At 69.8% G+C, this 18,950-nt stretch carries 17 protein-coding genes and 2 pseudogenes; 9 read left to right on the top strand and 10 right to left on the bottom strand.

Annotated features, from left to right (window positions below):
• The first annotated feature begins 338 nt into the window (after positions 1–338).
• Complete coding sequence (locus OG933_RS01535) at positions 339–995, top strand: class I SAM-dependent methyltransferase (protein WP_405624898.1); 657 nt, start codon at positions 339–341, stop codon at positions 993–995.
• 781 nt (positions 996–1,776) lie between these two features.
• Here the strand turns inward: OG933_RS01535 and OG933_RS01530 are convergent.
• From OG933_RS01530 to OG933_RS01520, 3 genes are read right to left on the bottom strand one after another with little or no spacing between them, the layout of a single operon-like run.
• A complete protein-coding gene (locus OG933_RS01530; protein WP_405624897.1) occupies positions 1,777–2,703 on the bottom strand; it encodes a glycosyltransferase family 2 protein in 927 nt (308 codons plus the stop codon).
• The gene (locus OG933_RS01525; protein WP_362531727.1) at positions 2,700–3,440 is read right to left on the bottom strand and encodes a hypothetical protein; all 741 of its coding nucleotides are present in this window, start codon (positions 3,438–3,440) and stop codon (positions 2,700–2,702) included. The genes OG933_RS01530 and OG933_RS01525 overlap by 4 nt, the downstream gene beginning before the upstream one ends.
• Positions 3,437–4,063 (bottom strand): 2OG-Fe(II) oxygenase, encoded by a 627-nt coding sequence (locus OG933_RS01520; RefSeq protein WP_362531730.1) that lies wholly within the window; start codon positions 4,061–4,063, stop codon positions 3,437–3,439. Before OG933_RS01520 ends, OG933_RS01525 begins: the two co-directional genes overlap by 4 nt.
• A 583-nt stretch (positions 4,064–4,646) precedes the next feature.
• Between OG933_RS01520 and OG933_RS01515 the strand changes: the two genes are divergently transcribed.
• From OG933_RS01515 to OG933_RS01505, 3 genes are all read left to right on the top strand, one after another.
• Positions 4,647–4,805 (top strand): hypothetical protein, encoded by a 159-nt coding sequence (locus OG933_RS01515; protein WP_405624896.1) that lies wholly within the window; start codon positions 4,647–4,649, stop codon positions 4,803–4,805.
• Positions 4,806–4,997: 192 nt separating this feature from the next.
• Positions 4,998–5,834, top strand: a complete 837-nt coding sequence (locus tag OG933_RS01510; protein WP_362531765.1) for an alpha/beta hydrolase — start codon at positions 4,998–5,000, stop codon at positions 5,832–5,834.
• 106 nt (positions 5,835–5,940) lie between these two features.
• Positions 5,941–6,177: a hypothetical protein gene (locus tag OG933_RS01505; protein WP_362531736.1), complete on the top strand. Its 237-nt coding sequence runs from the start codon at positions 5,941–5,943 to the stop codon at positions 6,175–6,177.
• Positions 6,178–6,262: 85 nt separating this feature from the next.
• Here the strand turns inward: OG933_RS01505 and OG933_RS01500 are convergent, their stop codons facing one another.
• Complete coding sequence (locus tag OG933_RS01500; protein WP_362531739.1) at positions 6,263–7,186, bottom strand: helix-turn-helix transcriptional regulator; 924 nt, start codon at positions 7,184–7,186, stop codon at positions 6,263–6,265.
• Between the two features lie 173 nt (positions 7,187–7,359).
• On the opposite strand from OG933_RS01500, the gene OG933_RS01495 reads away from it, so the two are divergent.
• Together OG933_RS01495 and OG933_RS01490 are read left to right on the top strand one after the other, a co-directional pair.
• On the top strand, positions 7,360–8,706 hold the full coding sequence (locus OG933_RS01495; protein ID WP_405624895.1) for an aldehyde dehydrogenase family protein: 1,347 nt from the start codon (positions 7,360–7,362) through the stop codon (positions 8,704–8,706).
• 515 nt (positions 8,707–9,221) lie between these two features.
• A complete protein-coding gene (locus OG933_RS01490) occupies positions 9,222–10,334 on the top strand; it encodes an alkene reductase (protein ID WP_405624894.1) in 1,113 nt (370 codons plus the stop codon).
• 358 nt (positions 10,335–10,692) lie between these two features.
• Here OG933_RS01490 and OG933_RS01485 read toward each other — a convergent pair whose 3' ends face one another.
• From OG933_RS01485 to OG933_RS01475, 3 genes are all read right to left on the bottom strand, one after another.
• Positions 10,693–11,046: a hypothetical protein gene (locus tag OG933_RS01485; protein WP_405624893.1), complete on the bottom strand. Its 354-nt coding sequence runs from the start codon at positions 11,044–11,046 to the stop codon at positions 10,693–10,695.
• A gap of 202 nt (positions 11,047–11,248) precedes the next feature.
• Entirely contained in the window at positions 11,249–11,512 is a 264-nt protein-coding gene (locus tag OG933_RS01480) for a hypothetical protein (RefSeq protein ID WP_405624892.1), read from the bottom strand.
• A 101-nt stretch (positions 11,513–11,613) separates the two neighbouring features.
• Entirely contained in the window at positions 11,614–12,282 is a 669-nt protein-coding gene (locus tag OG933_RS01475) for an RNA polymerase sigma factor (RefSeq protein WP_405624891.1), read from the bottom strand.
• 540 nt (positions 12,283–12,822) lie between these two features.
• Here OG933_RS01475 and OG933_RS01470 point away from each other — a divergent pair.
• A pseudogene (locus OG933_RS01470) lies at positions 12,823–14,271 on the top strand (serine protease); the annotation flags it as partial.
• Here OG933_RS01470 and OG933_RS01465 read toward each other — a convergent pair.
• Both OG933_RS01465 and OG933_RS01460 read right to left on the bottom strand, forming a co-directional pair.
• Positions 14,245–14,913: pseudogene (locus OG933_RS01465) on the bottom strand (ABC transporter ATP-binding protein); the annotation flags it as partial. The pseudogenes OG933_RS01470 and OG933_RS01465 overlap by 27 nt on opposite strands.
• A gap of 217 nt (positions 14,914–15,130) precedes the next feature.
• The gene (locus OG933_RS01460) at positions 15,131–15,706 is read right to left on the bottom strand and encodes a helix-turn-helix domain-containing protein (RefSeq protein ID WP_362532698.1); all 576 of its coding nucleotides are present in this window, start codon (positions 15,704–15,706) and stop codon (positions 15,131–15,133) included.
• 211 nt (positions 15,707–15,917) lie between these two features.
• Here OG933_RS01460 and OG933_RS01455 point away from each other — a divergent pair, with 211 nt between their 5' ends.
• Complete coding sequence (locus tag OG933_RS01455; protein WP_405624889.1) at positions 15,918–16,442, top strand: cysteine hydrolase family protein; 525 nt, start codon at positions 15,918–15,920, stop codon at positions 16,440–16,442.
• A 222-nt stretch (positions 16,443–16,664) separates the two neighbouring features.
• Here OG933_RS01455 and OG933_RS01450 read toward each other — a convergent pair whose 3' ends face one another.
• Complete coding sequence (locus OG933_RS01450) at positions 16,665–17,372, bottom strand: TetR/AcrR family transcriptional regulator (RefSeq protein ID WP_405624888.1); 708 nt, start codon at positions 17,370–17,372, stop codon at positions 16,665–16,667.
• A gap of 555 nt (positions 17,373–17,927) precedes the next feature.
• Here OG933_RS01450 and OG933_RS01445 point away from each other — a divergent pair.
• A complete protein-coding gene (locus tag OG933_RS01445) occupies positions 17,928–18,752 on the top strand; it encodes an SDR family oxidoreductase (RefSeq protein WP_405624887.1) in 825 nt (274 codons plus the stop codon).
• Positions 18,753–18,950: the final 198 nt, after the last annotated feature.

Genomic DNA, 18,950 nt, shown 5'->3' with positions numbered 1-18,950 from the left:
CGGCCGAGCGCATCAGCCGGCCCCGACCACACCACCGACCATCAGAGCCCGACCGCGGTCACGGTGCGACAACACGACCCCTGACCGACCCGATATCCACGCCAACAGCAACACCCGCTCACCGACCCCCTGGGCGGCATCACCAGAGGTCGCCCAGGCTTCGTTCATGTGAAGCAGCAGCGGCTGGTCAGCACTGCAGGCAACGGTTGGCGATCTTGATTGCTGCGGAGGTTCACCACTGCGGACGGCTTGCCGAGATCATCTGCACCTCACCATCTTGGCGGTCGCTACCTGACCAGGGTGCAGGGGCGACACCGCGCCGCCTAATCTTCATGCTCATGCCCGACGAACGCTTCCTCGCCGCGACCCGAGCCTCCTATGACGTCATGGCCGTGGAGTACGCCGAAAAGGTGGACTCTGACCTGGACACCAAGCCACTCGACCGTGCTCTGCTGGCCGCCTTCGCCGAGCTGACGCAGGCAGGCGGACATGGTCCTGTCGCCGATGTGGGATGCGGACCCGGCCAGGTCACGGCGGCACTGCACCGTTTGGGACTGAACGCGTTCGGTATCGATCTGTCGCCCGAGATGATCGCCGTGGCCCGCCGCACCTACCCGGACCTCCGATTCGAGGTGGGATCGATGCTGGCCCTGGATCTACCGCAGGCGTCCATTGGCGGGTTGCTCGCTTACTACTCGATCATCCACATCCCATGGGAACGACGAACGGAAGTGTTCCTCGAGTTCCACCGGGTCCTCGCACCGGGCGGGCAGCTAATGCTCGTCTTCCAGGTCGGTGACGACCAGGGTCACCGCGCCGAGGCGTTCGGCAAAGCCATCTGCGTCGACTGGTACCGGCAGCAACCGGACGAGATCGCAGGACTGTTGCGACGTGCCGGGTTCGAAGTCTGGGCTACGACTACCCGCCAGCCGGACTCTGCCGAGAAGACACCGCAGGGTTACGTACTGGCGCGAAAGCCCGTGGCTGAGTCGTGAACCATCCGACACCGTAGTCACGACGGCGTCCGCTCCACGAGCCGAGTCATTACGGGCTGGTGGAGGCTCGGCGGCGTCAGTCTTCGGAGGTGTGTCGACGCCTGCGTATTCGTAGATCCAGCCTGCAGAAGAGTCGGGGGCTCAGACTGCCAGGTAGGCCGTATCGCTGGTCGATGCTGCGGCAGACGGTCCGGACGGCTTCCTTGGTGGGGTAGTGGGTCGGGCCAATGGTTATGTCTCTGGGCACAGGTGGTCTCCGTTCGGCCGCGGTCTTCCTGCATCACCTTCCACCACCAGGCGATGGAGGCGTAGCAGTACGCGGGAAGGTCTGGAGCGCGTTCGGCGGCGGGGAACAATCCGGTCCGCGTGATGAACTCCAGCGCCGGGTGAGCGTCGTCACCAAGCCCCAGCTCGTCGAGTCGAGCCGTGGTCGGTTGCGCATCATGGCCCGCGACATGATGGCCGTCGATGTGTGGCTTCGCTTCGGCTGCTGGTCCCACGTTAGGGGCGGCACTGGTTGCGCGACGGGCCGAGTGCCGCGCTGCGGCAACCCGCGAAGATCAGGTAACCGTCGGCGAAGAGTGCCTGCCCCGCCAACCTGATCCTGCGCCGGCCCGTGCAGCTCCACGCCCGCTGGTAGATCGGGGCCAGCTCGCCGCCCACGGCGTCGTGTACGGCTTTCGTCTACGGCTTTCGTCATGGGGACAGGGCACGTCGCCTTGTCCGAACGGTGCTGCGGAGGCTGACCGTTCGTACCGCCGACCTGCGCAGGGCGGGGGCGTCAGCGCCAGTCGCCGAACGTCTCGAAGTACGCCTTCAGGGGGCGCGCACTGGTCGCCTCGAGGGCGGCCCGCTGTGCCTCCCAGTCGCTGGCGAACGCTTCGACCAGCACCTCGGCAGCCCTCGGGGTACCGATCACCTTGCGCAGGCACTCCTCGCGCCGGGAGCCGCCGAAGTGGACGAGCGCGGCCCGTGCCAGGTTGTAGGCGCGGCTCGTACCGCTCAGGCGGTACGGCGGATACGGGCGGAAGCGGTGTGCCAGCCGTGCCCCCGGTACGGCCAGCACATCGAGCCCAGCCCGCCATGCCCGGAGGCTGAAGTCCACGTCCTCGAGGCCGAGTTCGCGGAAGGCGCCGAAGCCGCCCAGCCGGTGGAACGTCGCCCGGCGTACCGCGAGGCAGCCGCCCGGTGCGAGGGGTACGGCGTACGGGGCGGTACCGTCGGGTTCGGGAGGCAGCCAGCGAGCCCGCAGGTGGGCGTTGATCAGCCGCGCCCCGCAGCCCGCCGCCGTGCCGGCGGCGTCGCGCACGGTGGGCGCGAGGACGGCGTCGGGCCCGGCGTCCAGGGCCGCCCGCAGGCGCGCCAGGCAGTTCCGCTCAAGCCGGCAGTGTGCGTCAAGGAATACCAGATGCGTACCGCGGGCGAGCCGGGCGCCCGCGTTGCGGGCCGCAGCGACGCCGCTGCGGCGGATGCGGTGTACGACGACGCCGCGGGCCCGCCACTCCGCCTGTTCCAGCAGGGCGCAGCTGCCGTCTGTGCCGCCGTCGTCGACGACGATCGTCTCGTCCGGGACGACGGATCCGGCGTACACCGACTGCAGGGTCGCGTGCAGTTCGGCGCCCTCGTCCAGTGTCGAGACGACCAACGACACCGTCGACGCCCGTGTGCCGTGCGTCGCCTGCCCGGATGAGGACGTCGTACGGTTCATGTCAGCGGTGGCCCGGGAGTGCCGGGCGGGACGCCCCCGGGCGGCAGCGTGGCAACGAGGTCGATCAGGCCCGGGAGGAGGGCCGCGTGCCTGAGCGAGTCCTGCAGGTAGGCCGTGAGCCCGGCGGTGAGCGCGAAGTGGTAGGAAGCCAGCCGGTCGAGCTCCCCACCGTCCAGGCCCAGCGCCAGAAGGTCGCCGACCCGTAGTGCCGCCAGGCCTAGAGCGTCGAGGACCTTGTGCGGCGAGGCTGCGAACTCCAGGTAGTCGGCGAAGTCGGTGGACGACCGGAAGTCCGCCTCGGCGAAGCCGGCGCGCTCGAGGGCGCGCTCGAGTGCCCGGTCGCCCTGGCGCACCAGATAGCCGGCCGACGGGACGTCCGCCTCGCGCAGGTGCTCGAGCAGCTGTTTCGTCAGGGCGCCGACGAGACCGATGTTGGTGGCGTTCCTCCGGTCGGTCAGGACCGGGGTGAGATGGGCCCGGCCCTCGGTTCCGATCATGGCGATGCCCACTGCCTCGATCGTCTGCGACCCGATGCCCTTGGGCGGCCACGGCCGCTCCGTCACGGCCAGCGCCAGGACGAGACCGTGCTCGGACAGCAGTGGCTCCAGTACCTCGGTGAAGAGGTACGGGTAGCCGTTGCGGCGACAGAACGCCGCGAGCGCGGTCCGCGTCTCGAGGTCGGTGTCGCGGGACACCCCCATCCGGACCGACTCGTTGGCGCAGGAGTGGTAGGTCATCGCGGGCCTCCGAGGGCGGGGGAGCCGGCACTGGACATCCAACCGGCGACTGCGTACCGCGTGCCGTCCAGCACGGTCGCCACCTCGTGCATCAGAGAGGAGCGGAACAGCAGCAGCATCCCCGGCTCGGGCACGACGACCACCCGGCGGTCGCGCAGGCGGGGATCGGTCTCGTAGACGGTGAGCGCGCCACCGTCGAACGTCGGCAGGGCCCCGGTGGCGCGGCGGCCGTTGAGGTACAGCAGCAGCGACCAGCGGTGGGCGGCGAGCCGCGGCGGATCGTCCTTGTGGTTGGCGACGTCGCGGTGCGCGCGGAAGTAGCTGCCCTTCTCGTACGACATGAAGTACGGGCCGTAGAGGAAGTCCGCGTCCGAGTCGAACGCCGCGCGGTGGTCGTCGAAGTAGGACGCCATGCGCTCGCCGATACGCCGCTTGTGGTCCTCGGGGAAGTGGTGGTCGAAGCAGAGGCGCAGCGAGGGGTCGAGGACCGATTCGCCGGCGCGGACGACCTGAGCCGGCTCGCGGGGTGACTCGTCCATGGCCCGGATGACGTCGGCGCACTCGGCGGCCGGGAGGAAGCCCGGGGCCGACGCCACGTTCTGCGTCCTGAACTGGGGTCGCATGAGTACTGACGCCTCCCGGTGGGGTACGTCGTGTGGGATGCGTCCAGACTCCTGCAAGCGGTCCCGGCCTGCGGGGACCGGCACGCCGGACTCGCCCGCGCGGCGGAACGGCGGGCGGCTCGGACGCCGTCCCGCTCGGCCCGGCCCTGCTGACCCCTGCTTATTCCGGTCCTGCTTTCCTCCCGTGCTACCTCGGCCGGCCGATACGTCGGACGGGTCTGGCCATGTGCAGCCACAGGTGGTGCCAGCCCGCCGCCGCCTTGCCGGTGGGGTTCTGGCCCTGGGCGACGACCGCGTTGACGACCCGGCGCTGCTACCCGGGATCGGTGAACCGGCGCTGCGGATGGCTGATGGGTGAGCGGCAGTCCTCCAGCCCCGCCTCCGCCAGGCATGCGGCGACCCGGGCGGCAGTCGTGCTGGCGCAGGACGAAGGACGCCACCAGGGCACGCCCCTGGTTCGCGGCCACCAGCGGGCCGTAGGTCCGTTCGGTGAGGAAGCTGCTGCCGTCGGTGACCGTGATGAGGTCCGCCACGCCGTCGCCTGCCCGTCATCGCCGCGGGCGGGATCGCCACCGCCGCCGATGTGACGGCCGTGCTGCGCGCCGGCGCGGTGGCCGCCATGGTCGGCACCGTTCTGCTGCGCACCAGGAGAGCGGACCCGACCGGGGCTCAGGCGCTGCTGCGGCCTTGGCTGCCTCCGACGGATGCAGCCAGGTGGGCTTGGAGCCACACGGGGCCCTGACGAACAGGGGGGCGCTACCCCTGGAGTCCATCCCCCTTTCGGCAGCCGGCTCGCGGTTGCCCCTTGCGTGATCAGCGACGAGCCTCCATTATCAGGAATCCTGATACTTTAAGTTTGTAGCGATGGGGTCCAGTCATGTCATTCAGGACCAGAATCCAGGCCAGAGGGGTTCAGCTGCTGCTCGGCCGAATGATGAGCCGCGTGCACAAGGATCTGCGCTTCACCGACATCCCGAAGCGCACGGAATCCATCCGGGTGGAGACCGGCGCCGGACTGGTGACGTGCACCGTCTACCGCCCGTCGGCCGCCGCCGCAGCCCCTGCCCCCGTGTACGTCAACTTCCACGGCGGCGGGTTCGTGATCACCCGTCCCCAGCAGGACGACCACATCTGCCGCTACATAGCCGCCACGGCCGACTGCGTGGTGATCAACGTGGACTACGCCGTCGCCCCGCAGCGGCCGTACCCCGTACCCGTCACCCAGGCGTACGACGTCACGGCCTGGGTGGCCGAGAACGGCACCGCCAACAACTGGGACGGTTCGCGACTCGCCGTGGGCGGACACAGCGCCGGGGCCAACCTGACCGCCGCGGTCTGCCGCACCGCTCGGGACCGCGGCACCTTCACGCCTCGCCTCCAGATCATCGACTCGGCACCGCTCGACCAGCTCGCCGACCCGGCCACCAAGCAGTCACCCATCGTCAAGCCACTGCTTACCCCTCAGCTCATGCGGGTCTTCACCGCCGCCTACGTCTCTGATCCCGCCGACCTGGCCCATCCGCTGGTGTCGCCCGGCCTGGCCGACGACCTAGCCGGGCTGCCGCCCGCCCTGGTCATCACCGCGGAGAACGATCGTCTGCGCGACGAGGGCGATGCGTACGCCAAGGCCCTGGAAGCTGCCGGAGTTCCGGTCACCCACCGTTGCTTCGCGGGTGTCGACCACTACTTCACCCACACCGGCCCGGTACCGGCCGGGAAGGAAGCCATCGATCTGATGGCCGCCACCCTGCGCACGGCACTCACCGCCTGACCGCTGACAGGGGCCGACAGTCCTTGTGTCAACACGCTGCCTTGGTGACACCTGTCGTGCTTCGGATATGCGCTGTTGAGCTGTCCACGGACTACCGTCCAGCGTCATGCCGATCACCGGTTGGCGAATGCATTTCATCGCCCGCCGTCCCGGAGGCGCCATCGCCGGAGGGCCTGCCAACCTGAGCCGGCTAGGGAAGGAGAACACCGACCTGCGCCGCACTCTCGCTCTGTACGAGGAGGACATCCGCCAGCAGGTCCCCGAAAACGACGCCCTGCGCAGCGGCGGCACCGTTCTTCCACTGCCCAGCCGCAGCATGCCCGCGCCACCCGGGCCGTCCTGAATCCGACACCCCCCGGAGGCGTCTGGCGTGGATAAGGACGCTGGGCGTGGCGCGCAGCCGACTACCGATGATCAAGGGGAGTCCATCAAGCCGTGCGTGCCGACGACGTGCCCGTTCCCACCCGGGTCGCATCCGCGCCCCAGCTGGCCAGCAGTCGCAGAGCCTCCGCCGACGGGGAGTTCGGTTCGGCGTGGTAGGTCACCAACATCTGCTCGTGGGCGTCGGCCTGGTGGAACGACTCGAGGCGGAGATCGAGTTCGCCGACGAGCGGGTGGTGCAGGCGCTGGATACCGTGGCACTTCTCCTTGACGTCGTGGGTGGCCCACAGTCGCCTGAACTCCTCGCTCTTCACGGAGAGTTCGCCCACCAGCGCGGACAGCCGGGGGTCGTCCGGATGGGAGCCGGCGTCCATGCGCAGCTGGGAGACGACGTCGCTGGCTTTGTGCTCCCAGTCCACGAACAGGTCGCGGTACTCGGGCCTCAGGAACACCAGCCGCGCCCAGTTCTGCTCCCTCGCCGGCAGCTCGGCCCAGTCGCCGAAGACCGCCGCGGCCATCCGGTTCCAGACGAGGATGTCCGAGCGCCGCCCCACGAGGATCGCCGGAACGCCGTCCATGGTGTCCAGCAGCGTCCGCAGGGGGCCCCGCACCTGCTGGGCGCGGCCGGCTGGCTTCTTCTTGTGCTGCTTCGGCTTCGCCAGGTGCGTGAGGTGGGCGTGCTCGGCGTCGCTCAGCCTGAGCGCGCGGGCGATGGCATCGAGGACCTCCGCCGACACGGTCCGCCCGTTGCCCTGCTCCAGCCGCGTGTAGTACGCCACCGACACCCCGGCCAGCTGCGCCAGCTCCTCGCGGCGCAGCCCCGGCACCCGCCGGTACCGTCCGAAGCCCCGCAGCCCCACGTCCTCCGGCTTCAGGCGGGCCCGCCGGGTGCGCAGGAACTCGCTGAGCTCGGCACGCGGGTCCAGAGCGCCGGCGACCAGCTCGTGCACCGGTTCGGGGTATTCGTCCATGCCTCGAGTATCCCCGGTCGCACGCACACCAGCCTGACCCAACCAGTGGTAGGCACAGCGCACGTACACAGAGCCGTGACCTGGGTGGATGCCGGCCCGCCCGGGACGCTGGTCACCGTGCCCGGCCGGAAGGCGGCCGGGGCGTGGCTTGCATCAAGAGCGGAGCACATCCCATGAGCGCAACACAGGGGACCGAGTCGAGGACGCACCAGAGCGAACCGGCCGCGGAGGTCGTCGGCCGCCTTCGTGCGACGTTCAACACTGGCGTCACCCGCCCACTGGACTGGCGCGTCAGCCAGCTGCAGCGGCTGCGGGCCTTGCTGGTCGAGAACGAGCAGGAGCTGATCGAAGCGCTCTGGGCGGATCTGAGGAAGAACGCCGCCGAGGCCAAGACGCAGGAGATCGACTTCACCGTCGCCGACATCGACGAGACGCTGGCGAATCTCGAGAGCTGGCTTGAGCCTCGGCCGGTGGAGGTTCCTGCCCACTTCGGTCCCACGACCACGGCCTACACCACGTACGACCCGCTCGGGGTCGTCCTGGTCATCGCTCCGTGGAATTTCCCGCTGCACCTTCTCATCGACCCCATCATCGGCGCACTGGCCGCCGGGAACACCGTGGTGGCCAAGCCGAGCGAGATGTCGGTGCACACATCGGCAGTGGCTTCACGCCTCCTGCGTGAGTACTTCGACGCCGATGTGCTCACCGTGGTCGAGGGGGGCGCCGAGGAGACCACGGCCCTCCTGGCGCAGCGTTTCGACCAGATCTTCTACACGGGTAATGGCACGGTCGGCCGGATCGTCATGGCCGCGGCAGCCAAGAACCTCACCCCGGTCACGCTTGAACTCGGGGGCAAGTCGCCGGTCTTCGTGGCGCCCGACGCCGACGTGGACGAGACCGCGAAGCGGCTGGTCGGCGCCAAGTTCGGCAACGCGGGGCAGCAGTGCATAGCCCCTGACTACGTGCTGGCCGATCCTGCCACCGCTGCCGCACTGGTTCCCGCCCTGCGTGCGGCGGTCGACGCTCAATTCGGTCCCACTCCGCAGACCGCGGCCGACTTCGGCCGGATCATCAACGAGCGGCATTTCGACCGGCTCACCCGTCTGCTGGATTCCGGCCGGGCAGCGGTGGGAGGCCAGCACGACCGTGACGACCTGTTCATCGCGCCGACGGTGCTCACCGATGTCGACCCCGCATCGGCGGTCATGCAGGAGGAGATCTTCGGTCCGATTCTCGCCGTCGTCGAAGTCGATGACCTCGATGCCGCTATCGCGTTCATCAACGAACGCGAAAAGCCCCTCGCGCTCTACGCCTTCACCGAGTCACAGGCCACCAAGTCGCGCCTCGTGAAGGAGACGTCCTCCGGCGGCGTCGCCTGGGGCCAGCCGGTGATGCAACTGCTCATGCCGGGACTGCCTTTCGGTGGCGTCGGCGAAAGCGGCATGGGCCGCTACCACGGCCGGTATTCCCTCGAGACGTTCAGCCACCTCAAGGCCGTCGCGGACGTGCCGCTCAGCTAGGCCCGCGCTTTCGTGGAGCGGACTGTCCGATGGGTGATCGGCCGGCGGAAGTGCCTCGCCGGTGCGAACGAGGATCGCTGAGATCGCTGTTCCCGCCACCGCCGGAAGTGCGTTCCAGGTGAAGCCGTGTATCGGTCCTCTTCGCGGGGGCGCGACGAGGGAGCCGGTCGCGGCGCGGCCTGACACCGATCCGTACCGGGTCCGGCGGCGGCACCCATGACTTCGTCACCTGGCTTACTGCTGATCGTGCGCAAGGAACGAACACCCTTACTTCGGCGGGCAGTTGCGCTTGACCGGCGCCGGCGCCGGCGCCGACGGCATGTGGCTCTCACCGCGTTCGCCCCCGCGTCGCCGCGAACACCACCCACACCCCGATCGCAGTCCTGGAACCGCGTCACCGTCAGCGGGCCCGCGCGCCCGAGGACCGCATCCGCGCCTCCGCCGGGACAGCGTGGACCCCCTACGTCGCAGACTTTCATCCCGTTTTCCTCCGTATTACAGAAAGAAAGAAACCCATGACTGTCAACATTTCAGAAGTTTCGCCCGTTCCGTCGCTTTTCTCTCCCGTCTCCCTCGGGAAGATCGAGCTCGCCAACCGCATCGTCATGGCACCGATAACCCGGGTCCGGGCCGGCTCCTCCGGCATCCCCGGGGACCTGATGGTCGAGTACTACCGGCAGCGGGCGAGCGTCGGAATGATCATCACCGAGGGCACCTACCCCGACCATGCGTCGCAGGGGTATGTCGGCGAGCCGGGCATCGCCACGGACGAGCAGGCGGCCGGCTGGCAGCGGGTGTTCGAGGCGGTGCACGCCGAGGGCGGCCGCATCGTCCTGCAGATCATGCACGCCGGCCGCGGCACCCACCCCGACATCAACGGCGGCCGCCGCATCCTCGCCCCCAGCGCGATCGCCATCGACGATAAGACGTTCACCGAGAAGGGCGAGCAGCCCTACCCCGTACCGGAAGCGATGACCACCGCAGAGATCCGGGCAGCCCTGGAGGACTTCGTCGCCGCGGCCCGCCGGGCCATCGAGGCGGGAGCGGACGGCGTGGAAATCCACGGCGCCAACGGCTATCTGCTTCAGGAGTTCCTCTCCCGGGCGGCCAACCAGCGCACCGACGAGTACGGCGGCTCGCCGCAGAACCGCGCCCGCTTCGTCGTCGAGGTCGTCACGGCGGTCGCCCAGGCCGTCGGTGCCGAGCGGGTCGGGCTGCGGATCTCGCCGGAGGTCGACCTCGGGGACGTCTTCGAGACCGACCGGGACGACGTCCTGGCCACCTACGGCACCCTGATGGACCAACTGTGCCCGCTGGGCCTGGCCTACCTCTCCGTACTGCACGCCGAGCCGGGCGGCGACCTTGTACAGGAGCTGCGGCGGCGCTTCGACGGCAAGCTGATCGTCAACAGCGGCCCCTTCGGGGGGCAGACCACCCGCGAGCAGGCGCTCCAGCAGATCGCGGCCGACCACGCCGACGCCGTGGTCGTGGGCCGGGCCCTCATCGCCAACCCCGACCTGGTCGAGCGCTGGCAGGGTGGCCACCCGGAGAACGAGCCGCGGCCGGAACTGTTCTACGGGCCGGGCGCGGAAGGCTACACCGACTACCCCTTCCTCGAAGCGGCTTGAGGCCCACGGTCAGGCCTGTCCATGCGGCAGCCCCTCTCACACATGGACAGGCGCCCGACCGGTGCCACTGTGCCCGCCCCCTTTGAGCCCGCGGTCACACCGGCGATCACCGGCTCAAGGACTGTCGGTCCGTCAGGGCTGACGGGCCGCAGGTTCCTGGTCAGCAGCCTGCGTTCGGTGACCTCGTCGAGCACATCGCTCTCGTGCGTGGCCACCACGGCGGCCTTCGGCCACAGCTGACGCCTATGACAGTTTCCGCCGACGGACCCCGCGCTTCTCACGGCCAGCGCGATAGTCAGGAAGAGCATGGAGGTAGAGCCGCACCGGTGTCGGTGCGGCCCTCAGTTGCGAGCGGCGGTTATCGGCGTACGACGGCGCCCATGCCCCAGGCGGCTCCGGCGACGGTGAACAGGGTGATTGCGGCGGCGGTGCTGCCTATGGCGAGGAGGACCAGGGCGACGGAGGCGATCGTGATGCCGACGAGGGCGAGGGTGTAGAAGACGGCGCGCGGCGCGGTGGCCGCGACGGAGGCGGCGGTCTTGCGGATGTACTGGTGGCGTCGGCGGCGGGCGGCCTGGCGTACGAGGGCGCGGGCGGCCTTCGTCTCCCGCTTCTTGACGTCGAGTTCGTTCTTGGCGGCGTCGAGGACCGCGGTGAGGTCGGTCTCGAAGACCTCGATCGTCGAGGTGGGGACGGGGGTGGGGGCGGCCATGGAGCGCTCCTGGTATCCGGGCGGTTTGCCTACGCCCGGATAGACGAAAACCGGGACCCCGACTGTGAAGTCGCAGGTCCCGGCAGGTTTTTCTGCAAGATTCAGAGCATGCGGGAGGGGGCTTCAGCCCCTCGTCCGATTACAGGTGTCCTCCTTTGCCGGGTACCGGTGCCTGCTGGGCGCTGTCGGCGTGGGCCGCCGGTTACGCCTGAGCTATCTGGTGGCCGCGGGGTGCGGGCGACCCTTGACGGTTGTCGGCGTCAGCCCGCGCAAGGAGGGTCGGGTCGTCCCAGACCGGCGAGGGGGTCCGCGCGTTCTCAATCCGGCGTATGAGCCTGCCCGGCAGTCCGATGATGCGGGTGATCACGAAGGTGATCCAGTGGAGGCTTTGCACGATCACTCTGTACTCCTTCAGTTCCTTGGTCCAGGTCTCGATCTGCTCCGTGTGCGGTGTGGTTGCAGCCATGGCGCGCACGGTGGGGCTGATGTCCCCATGTCCGCCGGCGGTTCGTCCGATCCGGGTTGAGGCGGTGTGGGCCGGACCGCCGGCGAACAAGGTGATACCGGCTACCGCCCTTCGCCGAGGACGTCGCGCAGACGTTGCCTCACCTCGTCAGATCCGAGGATCTTCTGGGCGGCCTGGAGGTCCTTGCGGACGAGGGGGGCCTTGATGTCGAGGGCCTCGCCGATGTCGCGGGAATTCAGTTCCATCACGTGGCGCAGCACGTAGATGGTGTGCTGACGATCGGTGAGGACGTCGTCCATGACGACGCGGACGCGAAGGTAGCCCTCCTGGGCCGCCATGAGGTCGGTGAGGTCGGGGTCGGTCGCGGTCTCGGGCAGGCCCATGCAGCGCTGTGTCGTGCCGTTCTTGAGCGCTTCTGCCTCGGTGCGGTGGCGGCGCAGCTGGTCGACGGCGCACCGGATGCAGGTCTTCGCGATGTAGGCGTTGAAGTCCTTGACGGTGGACGCGTCGTACTTCTTGAAGTCGGCTGCTATTCGGACGCCGACCTGGCCGAGGACATCCTCGACGTAGAGGTCCGGCAGCTTGCGGCCGATCACGGAATACCAGTACGGACGGCGCGACTTGAAGAGGCTCAGAATCTCCGTCTCAGCCTCTTCCCTGGTCAGGGTGGTCTTGCGCTTGCTGGTGAACAGCTGGCGGAGGCTGCCGGTCTTGTCGGCCCGCCGCCTCGGTGCCGGGATCGAGCCCGAACTTCCAACCGTCTGGGTCACTGTTCTCTACTCCTGCTCTTCCGGGAACGCCGGTGATACGTGGCGTGCCGGGGAGCGATGGCCCCGGCATCTACGTCGACGTGCGGGGGCCGCGAAGTGTGAAACGCAGCTCGGGTATTAGTGGCCGTCGGCGCAGTCGGACGAGCGCGGGGCAGGAAGGCCGGGAGTCTCCACGGCGGCGTGGGGCGTCGCGGCCCGGGTGCCGGGGCAACTCTGTCCGCGAGCCTCCCTGGATCCTTCTCGTCGAGACCCGCGGACTTGAGGTGGGCCTCTTTAGGGGGACGAAGGCGCTGTGACTGTGCAAGGCAGATTCCACGGTTGCTGGCCGGTTGCATGGCATTCGGCCCACAGGCGTAGGGGGTGCCGTCGTACTGGTCGTGCCAGCGCTGGTTGCCGTCGGCGCCTTCGTACCAGCTCGGCCTTGAGGACAACCCGGACCACCCCGAGGTCCGCGACCGCCTCCTCGCAGCCCTCCGCCTCCTCTGACCAGCACAGACCGGGTAACTGCCGCAATGAGCAGCCCAAGCCGTCGCCGCCGACGTCGTGTGCACCTGCGCCCATGTCGTTGCCAGGGCGCTCGGGGTGCCGGACACCGCCGAGACCGCGCCCGGCGGGCAGCTGGAACTGGACTTTCCGCTGCTGGGCGGTCGTCCCCGGGCGCGGGCGGAGGTGGTGTCGTGGCGGCGTGACGGGGCGGACGTGGCGCTGCTGCGGCTCGACACGGTGGTCGAGGGGGCGCGGCCGGTGCCGCTCGTCGACGGGACCGGCGTATGGGGGCACCCGTTCCGGGTTCTGGGCTATCCGGCCGGCGCCGACCACGGGGTGTGGGCCTCGGGCACCTTACGCGCTGGACAGGGCTCGGGCTGGTTGCAGATCGAGGCGCAGGCGCCGGGGCCGCGCATCGCGGAGGGGTTCAGTGGGGCGCCCGTCTGGGACGGCACGCAGGACGGCGTCGTCGGGATGATGGTCGCCGCCCACCGGGGCGAGCCCACCGCGTATCTGGTGCCGTCGGCCGATCTGGCCGACGAACGGACGCTGCGGCCCCGCTGTCCGTTCAAGGGGCTCGCGGCGTTCATGGAGGACGACGCGGAGTTCTTCCACGGCCGTGACAGCGAGATCACCCGCGTGGGCGCGGCCGTGCTCAGGCGGCCGGTGACGCTGATGGCGGGGCCTTCCGGGTGCGGGAAGTCGTCCCTCGTTCGGGCCGGGGTGCTGCCCCGGCTGCGGGCCGAGGGGATGGGCGTGTCCGAGCTGCGGCCCGTGCCGGGGGCGCGTGCTGTCACCGTGCTCGCCCGGGCGCTGACAGCGGTCCTGGAGCCTGGGATCAGCGAGGTCGAACGGCTCACCAAGGCCGAGGAGCTGGCAGGGCTCATGGAGACCGGCGACGATGTCCCTGCCGAGTTATGCGGCAGGATCCTCGCCCGCGGGGAAGGCGTCGGACACGTCCTCTTCGTCGACCAGCTCGAGGAGTACGCGGGCGCCGATCCCGCCGCAGCCCGCGACCTGCTCACCCTGCTCGCCGCCCTGGCCGGCAATGATGGCGCGGCCATGTTGCGGGTCGTCGCCACCGTGCGGCCCGACTCCCTGGGTGTGCTGGTGACGCCGGGCACGTCCGACCTCGTCAGTGAGGCCGTCGAGTTCCTCGCGCCGTTGGCTGCGGAGGACCTTCAGCGGGCGGTGACGGCACCCGTCGACGCCGTGCCGGGACTGTGGTTCGAGCCCGGACTGCCGGAGCGGATCGTCGCGGACGCGGGTGACGAGCCCGGGCGGATGCCACTGGTCCAGTTCGCCCTGACCGAGCTGTGGAGGCGCCGCACCCGCTCGATGCTCACCCACGCCGCCTACGACGACCTGGGCGGCGTCGCCGGCGCTCTCGTCGGATACGCGGACGACGCCCTGGCCGTGCTGACGAAGGCCCAACAGGACTGTGCACGACGGCTCTTCGTACAGCTGGCCCGGCCCGGCGACGGTGACGCATCCTTCGCCCGCAGACCCACTCGCGCCGCCGACCTCGCTCCCACGACCCCGGCCGACCACCACCAGACGGTCGGCGGTCTGCGCCATCTCGTTCATCAGATGCGAGGAGAGCATCACCGTGCGGCCCTCGGCGGCCAGTCCGCGCAGCAACTCCCATACCCACCGGACGCCTTCGGGGTCCAGCCCGTTGACCGGCTCGTCCAGCATCACCACCGCGGGGTCGCCCAGAAGTGCGGCGGCGATACCCAGCCGCTGCCCCATCCCCAGCGAGAACGCCCCGACCCGCTTGTGCGCCACGGCGTGCAGACCGGCCAGGTCGATGACCTCCTCCACCCGCCGACGCGACACGCCATGGGTGTAGGCCAGCGTCATCAGATGGTTGAACGCGCTGCGGCCCGGATGCATCGCCTTCGCCTCCAACAGCACCCCCAACTCCTGCAAGGGCGCCCGGTGCTGGGCGTTGAGTCTGCCGTTGACCAGGGCCGTGCCGCTGGTCGGCGCGTCCAGGCCCACGATCATTCGCATGGTGGTGGACTTGCCCGCCCCGTTGGGTCCCAGGAATCCGGTGACCTGTCCCGGTGGGGCGGTGAAACTCAGGTCGTCCACCGCCGTCCTGTCCCCGTACCGCTTGGTCAGCCCGCGAACTTCGATCACAGCGCCACTCCCCGATTCCGGCCCGGCATCTCGCCGGATCACTGCTTCGAGGCTAGGAGCGGCCACACCACGACCCGTGGACCCGCAGGCCACAATCGCCACTGGTCACTGGTACCGCGGTACCAGTGACCCGGTCGCGAGACGCCCGTCGACCCCTACGTCGGCTGTGAGCGCCCGGGTCGCGCCTCTCTGTCCTGTGTTCGAAGTCGGCCCGGTGTCACGCGGGCGCCCCCGTGCGTAGGCCGTCGTACAGGATGGCCACGACGTGTTCGCGCGTAGCGCCGGCACCGAGGTGACGGAGGGCGTACAGGACTCCGCCGAGGACGGTCATCAGGTCCGCGATGCCGATGTCACCGCGGACCGCGCCGCTGTCCTGGGCGCGGATCAAGAGGTGGCCGATCTCTGCGTGGAGCCGGGTGACGTCCGTCGCCAGCGCCGTCCGTATCTCGACGCCGGCGCCGGCCAGCGTGTCGACGAGATCCGCCTTCGCGGCCGCGTCCTCGACCACCTGGTCCAGCAGGGCGAAGAGGGCTGCTGCGGGGTCTTCGTCATGCCGCAATGCCTGAGCCTGATCGACCAGGCGTCGGACTCGCTCCCGCACGACGGCCTCGAGGAGTGACTCCTTCGTGGGGAAGTGACGGTACAGAGTTCCTGGCCCCACGCCCGCGCGGCGCGCGATCTCGTCCAGGGGGACGGACACTCCTTCGGCGGCGAACGCCCCGCGGGCCACCTCCAGAAGCCGGTCCCGGTTGCGACGGGCGTCAGCCCGAAGCGGCCGCGGCTCGTTTCCCACGACGTCTCCCTTGCTCGGCGGAACCATAAGCGGGGCGTACTCTCCGATTCGATGTTAGCTTAGCCGGGCGCACTCTCCGGATCCTGCGAAGGCGCCGTTGAACGCCGGGCCGGCGTGCAGATAGAGCCGGATCTGCGCCGCCCTGCGCGCACAGAGGCCGCCGTGCCTCCGATCACCACTGGTCTCACCCATGAAGGAAGTCCGAGATCCCATGACCATGGCCAACACAGCCGACCGCACGCAAACCGCCTTCCTTGCGCTCGACTACGCCACCCGCATCGTCGAGAACTACAGCCACGACCCGGACGTCGCCGACCGGGCGGCGTACGCCCTCGCCTCCGTCCGGAAGGCGGACGCGCCTGTTTTCCACATCATCCACGAGGCCATGCAAGACCAGTTCCACCCCCTGCTCGCCCCCCTCGGCGACGAGCCGGTGCTGGGCAAACGGACCCTGGGTGCCTTCGCCACCACCGACCTGCGCGAGCGCCTGGAGATGGCCGGCATCCGTCGGCTCATTCTCGGCGGCGTCGCGACGTCCGGCACGGTGCTGTCCACCACGCGGTGGGCCTACGACATCGGGTACGAGGTCCTGGTCTGCGCTGATGCCTGCGCCGACCCCGATCCGCAGGTACACGCGGCCCTGGTGGACGAGTCGGTCTTCCCCGACAGTTGGCTCGGCCTCTGGCGTATCGCCCGCATGGTGGATTCGGACGCCGTCACCAGCCTCCTGTCCTGACGAGCGACGGACTCCCGCCTGGAGGGAGAGCCTGGAGGGAGACGACGGTGGCCCCGGCCGCAATGTCGAAGACGGCTGCTGTGGTGCCTCGGACGCCCGGGTCAGGCTCGGGGCCATGTCCCGTGAGGGGCCGCCGGCGCTGATCGCAGTCCGGGCGGCCCCTGCTCGCGTTGCGTGACGAACGGCCCGCGGTGGGCCGCTACGGGACGCGGGCCCTTAACGTCATCCGGCGGCGGAGAGGGGATCCCACTCGGCCTCGGGATCGAGGGGCAGTTCCGGGCGGTCGCGTTTGAACGCCTCGGCCTGTTCCTCGAGCCTCCGCAGGGCGTGGTCGGGTGCGCCGAAGCCGCGGAACAGGGTCGCGCAGTATTCGCGGGACAGGAACGCCGCGTCCCACTGCCCGTCCGTGCGCACCCATTGATACGTGTGATTGTGCAGATTGAGGAACTGCAGGGTGGCCAGCCGCGGTGGCATCGCGCGGAAGGTGCCCTGGTCGACGGCCTCCGCGAGCAGCCCCGAGATCACCTGTTCGAAGTCGGAACGCTGGCCCAGCAGGGTCTTCAGCTCAGCGCCGCTCAGACTGCGGTAGTCGTGCTCGTAGACCCAGATGTGGTCGAGCCTGCGGAAGATGATGGTGAGCAGCGATTCGGACAGCAGCCGCAGCCGCAACAGGGGATCCGTGTCGAGGTCCGCGATCTGGCGGGCGCGGGAGAGCAGCGGTCCCATCACCCGCGCCTGGATCTCGACGAGCAGGTTCTCCTTGGAGCCGATGTAGTAGTACAGGGCTCCCTTGGCCAGGCCGACTGCCCGGCCCAGGTCGTTGATGGACGTCGCCGCGTACCCCTGCTGGGCGAACAGCGACGCAGCGATGTCGATGATCTTCTGGCGTCTGACTTCGAAGCCCGGTCCGTGGCCCGGCGGTCGTGGCATGGGTCTCTCCCCGCTTGACGTGAAGACGTATCGATCCAAGCCGACTCCCAGGCCGCTCGGACTGGTACCTCATGTCCGGGGGAAGCGGACTCCGGGACCGCGTTTGGTTCGCTGGACCAAACGGTACATTGAAAGGCGGAGCCCAGACGGCGCATGGGCGCCCTGTCCATGCGAACGTTGCGAGGACGCGCGCCACTCGGGCATCGCCGCACACCAGGATTGGCGCACCAGGATCCGCGCACGCGGCCTGCCTGATGCGCCGGCGGGCCAGGGCGGGCAGGCAGCGGCGAATCACGGCCGCGGCGGGGCGATGCGCATCGCGGATCCCGGCCTCGGACCTGCGGCGCCAACGGGATCGTCGGTGCCGGAATCCGCCGGACTGGCCGGCGCACACCGGCTACCGTTCCGTCGAGAGTCCGCAGCCGACCCGGCCACAGCCCATCCGGCACCTCGCCTTCTCGACGGGGCGTAGGCCGCGGGACACCCGGGCAGGTCCGGACACTGACAACCGCGAGACACTCGTCCCGTGACAGTGTCTCCAGTGAGGAGTGGCGCATGACCACGGTAGGTATTGCCACCGGTGCCGGCCGCGGGACGGGGGAGGCCTGCGCGAGGCGTCTCGCCGACATGGTGGACGTGCTGTTGCTCGCCGACCCGAACGAGGCGTCCGCGGCTGCGGTCGCGAAGGAACTGTCCGGCTCCGGCAGGAGGGCCGTTGCCGAGCCGTTCGGAGTGGATGTCACCGATCCGGACGACCTCAACCGACTGGCCGAACGGGTCGGGGAGCTCGGCACGCTGCGTGCGGTCGCGCATGCCGAGAGCGTGGCGCCGGAGGAGGGCGACTGGCGCAGGATCATCGAGGTCGACTTCGTCGGAACCGTGCTGCTCGGCGAGGCGCTCCGCCCGCTGGCCACCGCCGGGACGGCTTTCGTGTACTGCGCCTCGGTGTCCCCGCTGATCGCTCACATCGACCCCGACCCGGCGGTCGCGTCCGTGCTTGACGACCCGGCGAGCGAGATGTTCCTCGACCGGATCCGCGACGCGATCGGCCCGGCTGTCGAGGATCCCGCATGGGCGTACCCGTGGGCCACGTACGGCGTGCACCGCTTCGCCCGTGCCGAGGCGGTGCGGCTCGGGCCGGTGGGCGCTCGCGTGTGCTCGCTGTCGCCCGGCGCTGTCGACACCCCGCAGACTCGGATGGAGGCGGCGCGGTACGAGTCGGTGCGGCAACTCATCGAACGCACGCCGCTCGGCCGTACCGGTCGGTACGACGAGGTCGCGGCCGTTGCCGCGTTCCTGTTGTCGGACGAGGCGAGCTTCGTGAACGGTGTCGACATCGTCGTCGACGGTGGCCTGTGCGCCGCTGTGCAGGACGAGTGACACCGCGCGGCGGCCCTTCGGCCACTGGCCGCCCACGTCCTCGCTGTAAGTGCCGGGCCGCCGACCGCGGCCGCGGCGCGACGACGGATCGTCCGGCCTCGGCCGGCTGCGGGAAGAGTGAGCGGATCGCGAGGGCTCGGTACCGCCCCGGCTCGCAGTGGGCCGCCTCGACCTGAGCGGCTGCGTCGTGGCGCTCGC

This window comes from Streptomyces sp. NBC_00016 (assembly GCF_045040885.1).
In the GTDB taxonomy this organism is placed as follows: domain Bacteria; phylum Actinomycetota; class Actinomycetes; order Streptomycetales; family Streptomycetaceae; genus Streptomyces; species Streptomyces coriariae.
This window is presented reverse-complemented; position numbering and strand designations above follow the sequence as displayed.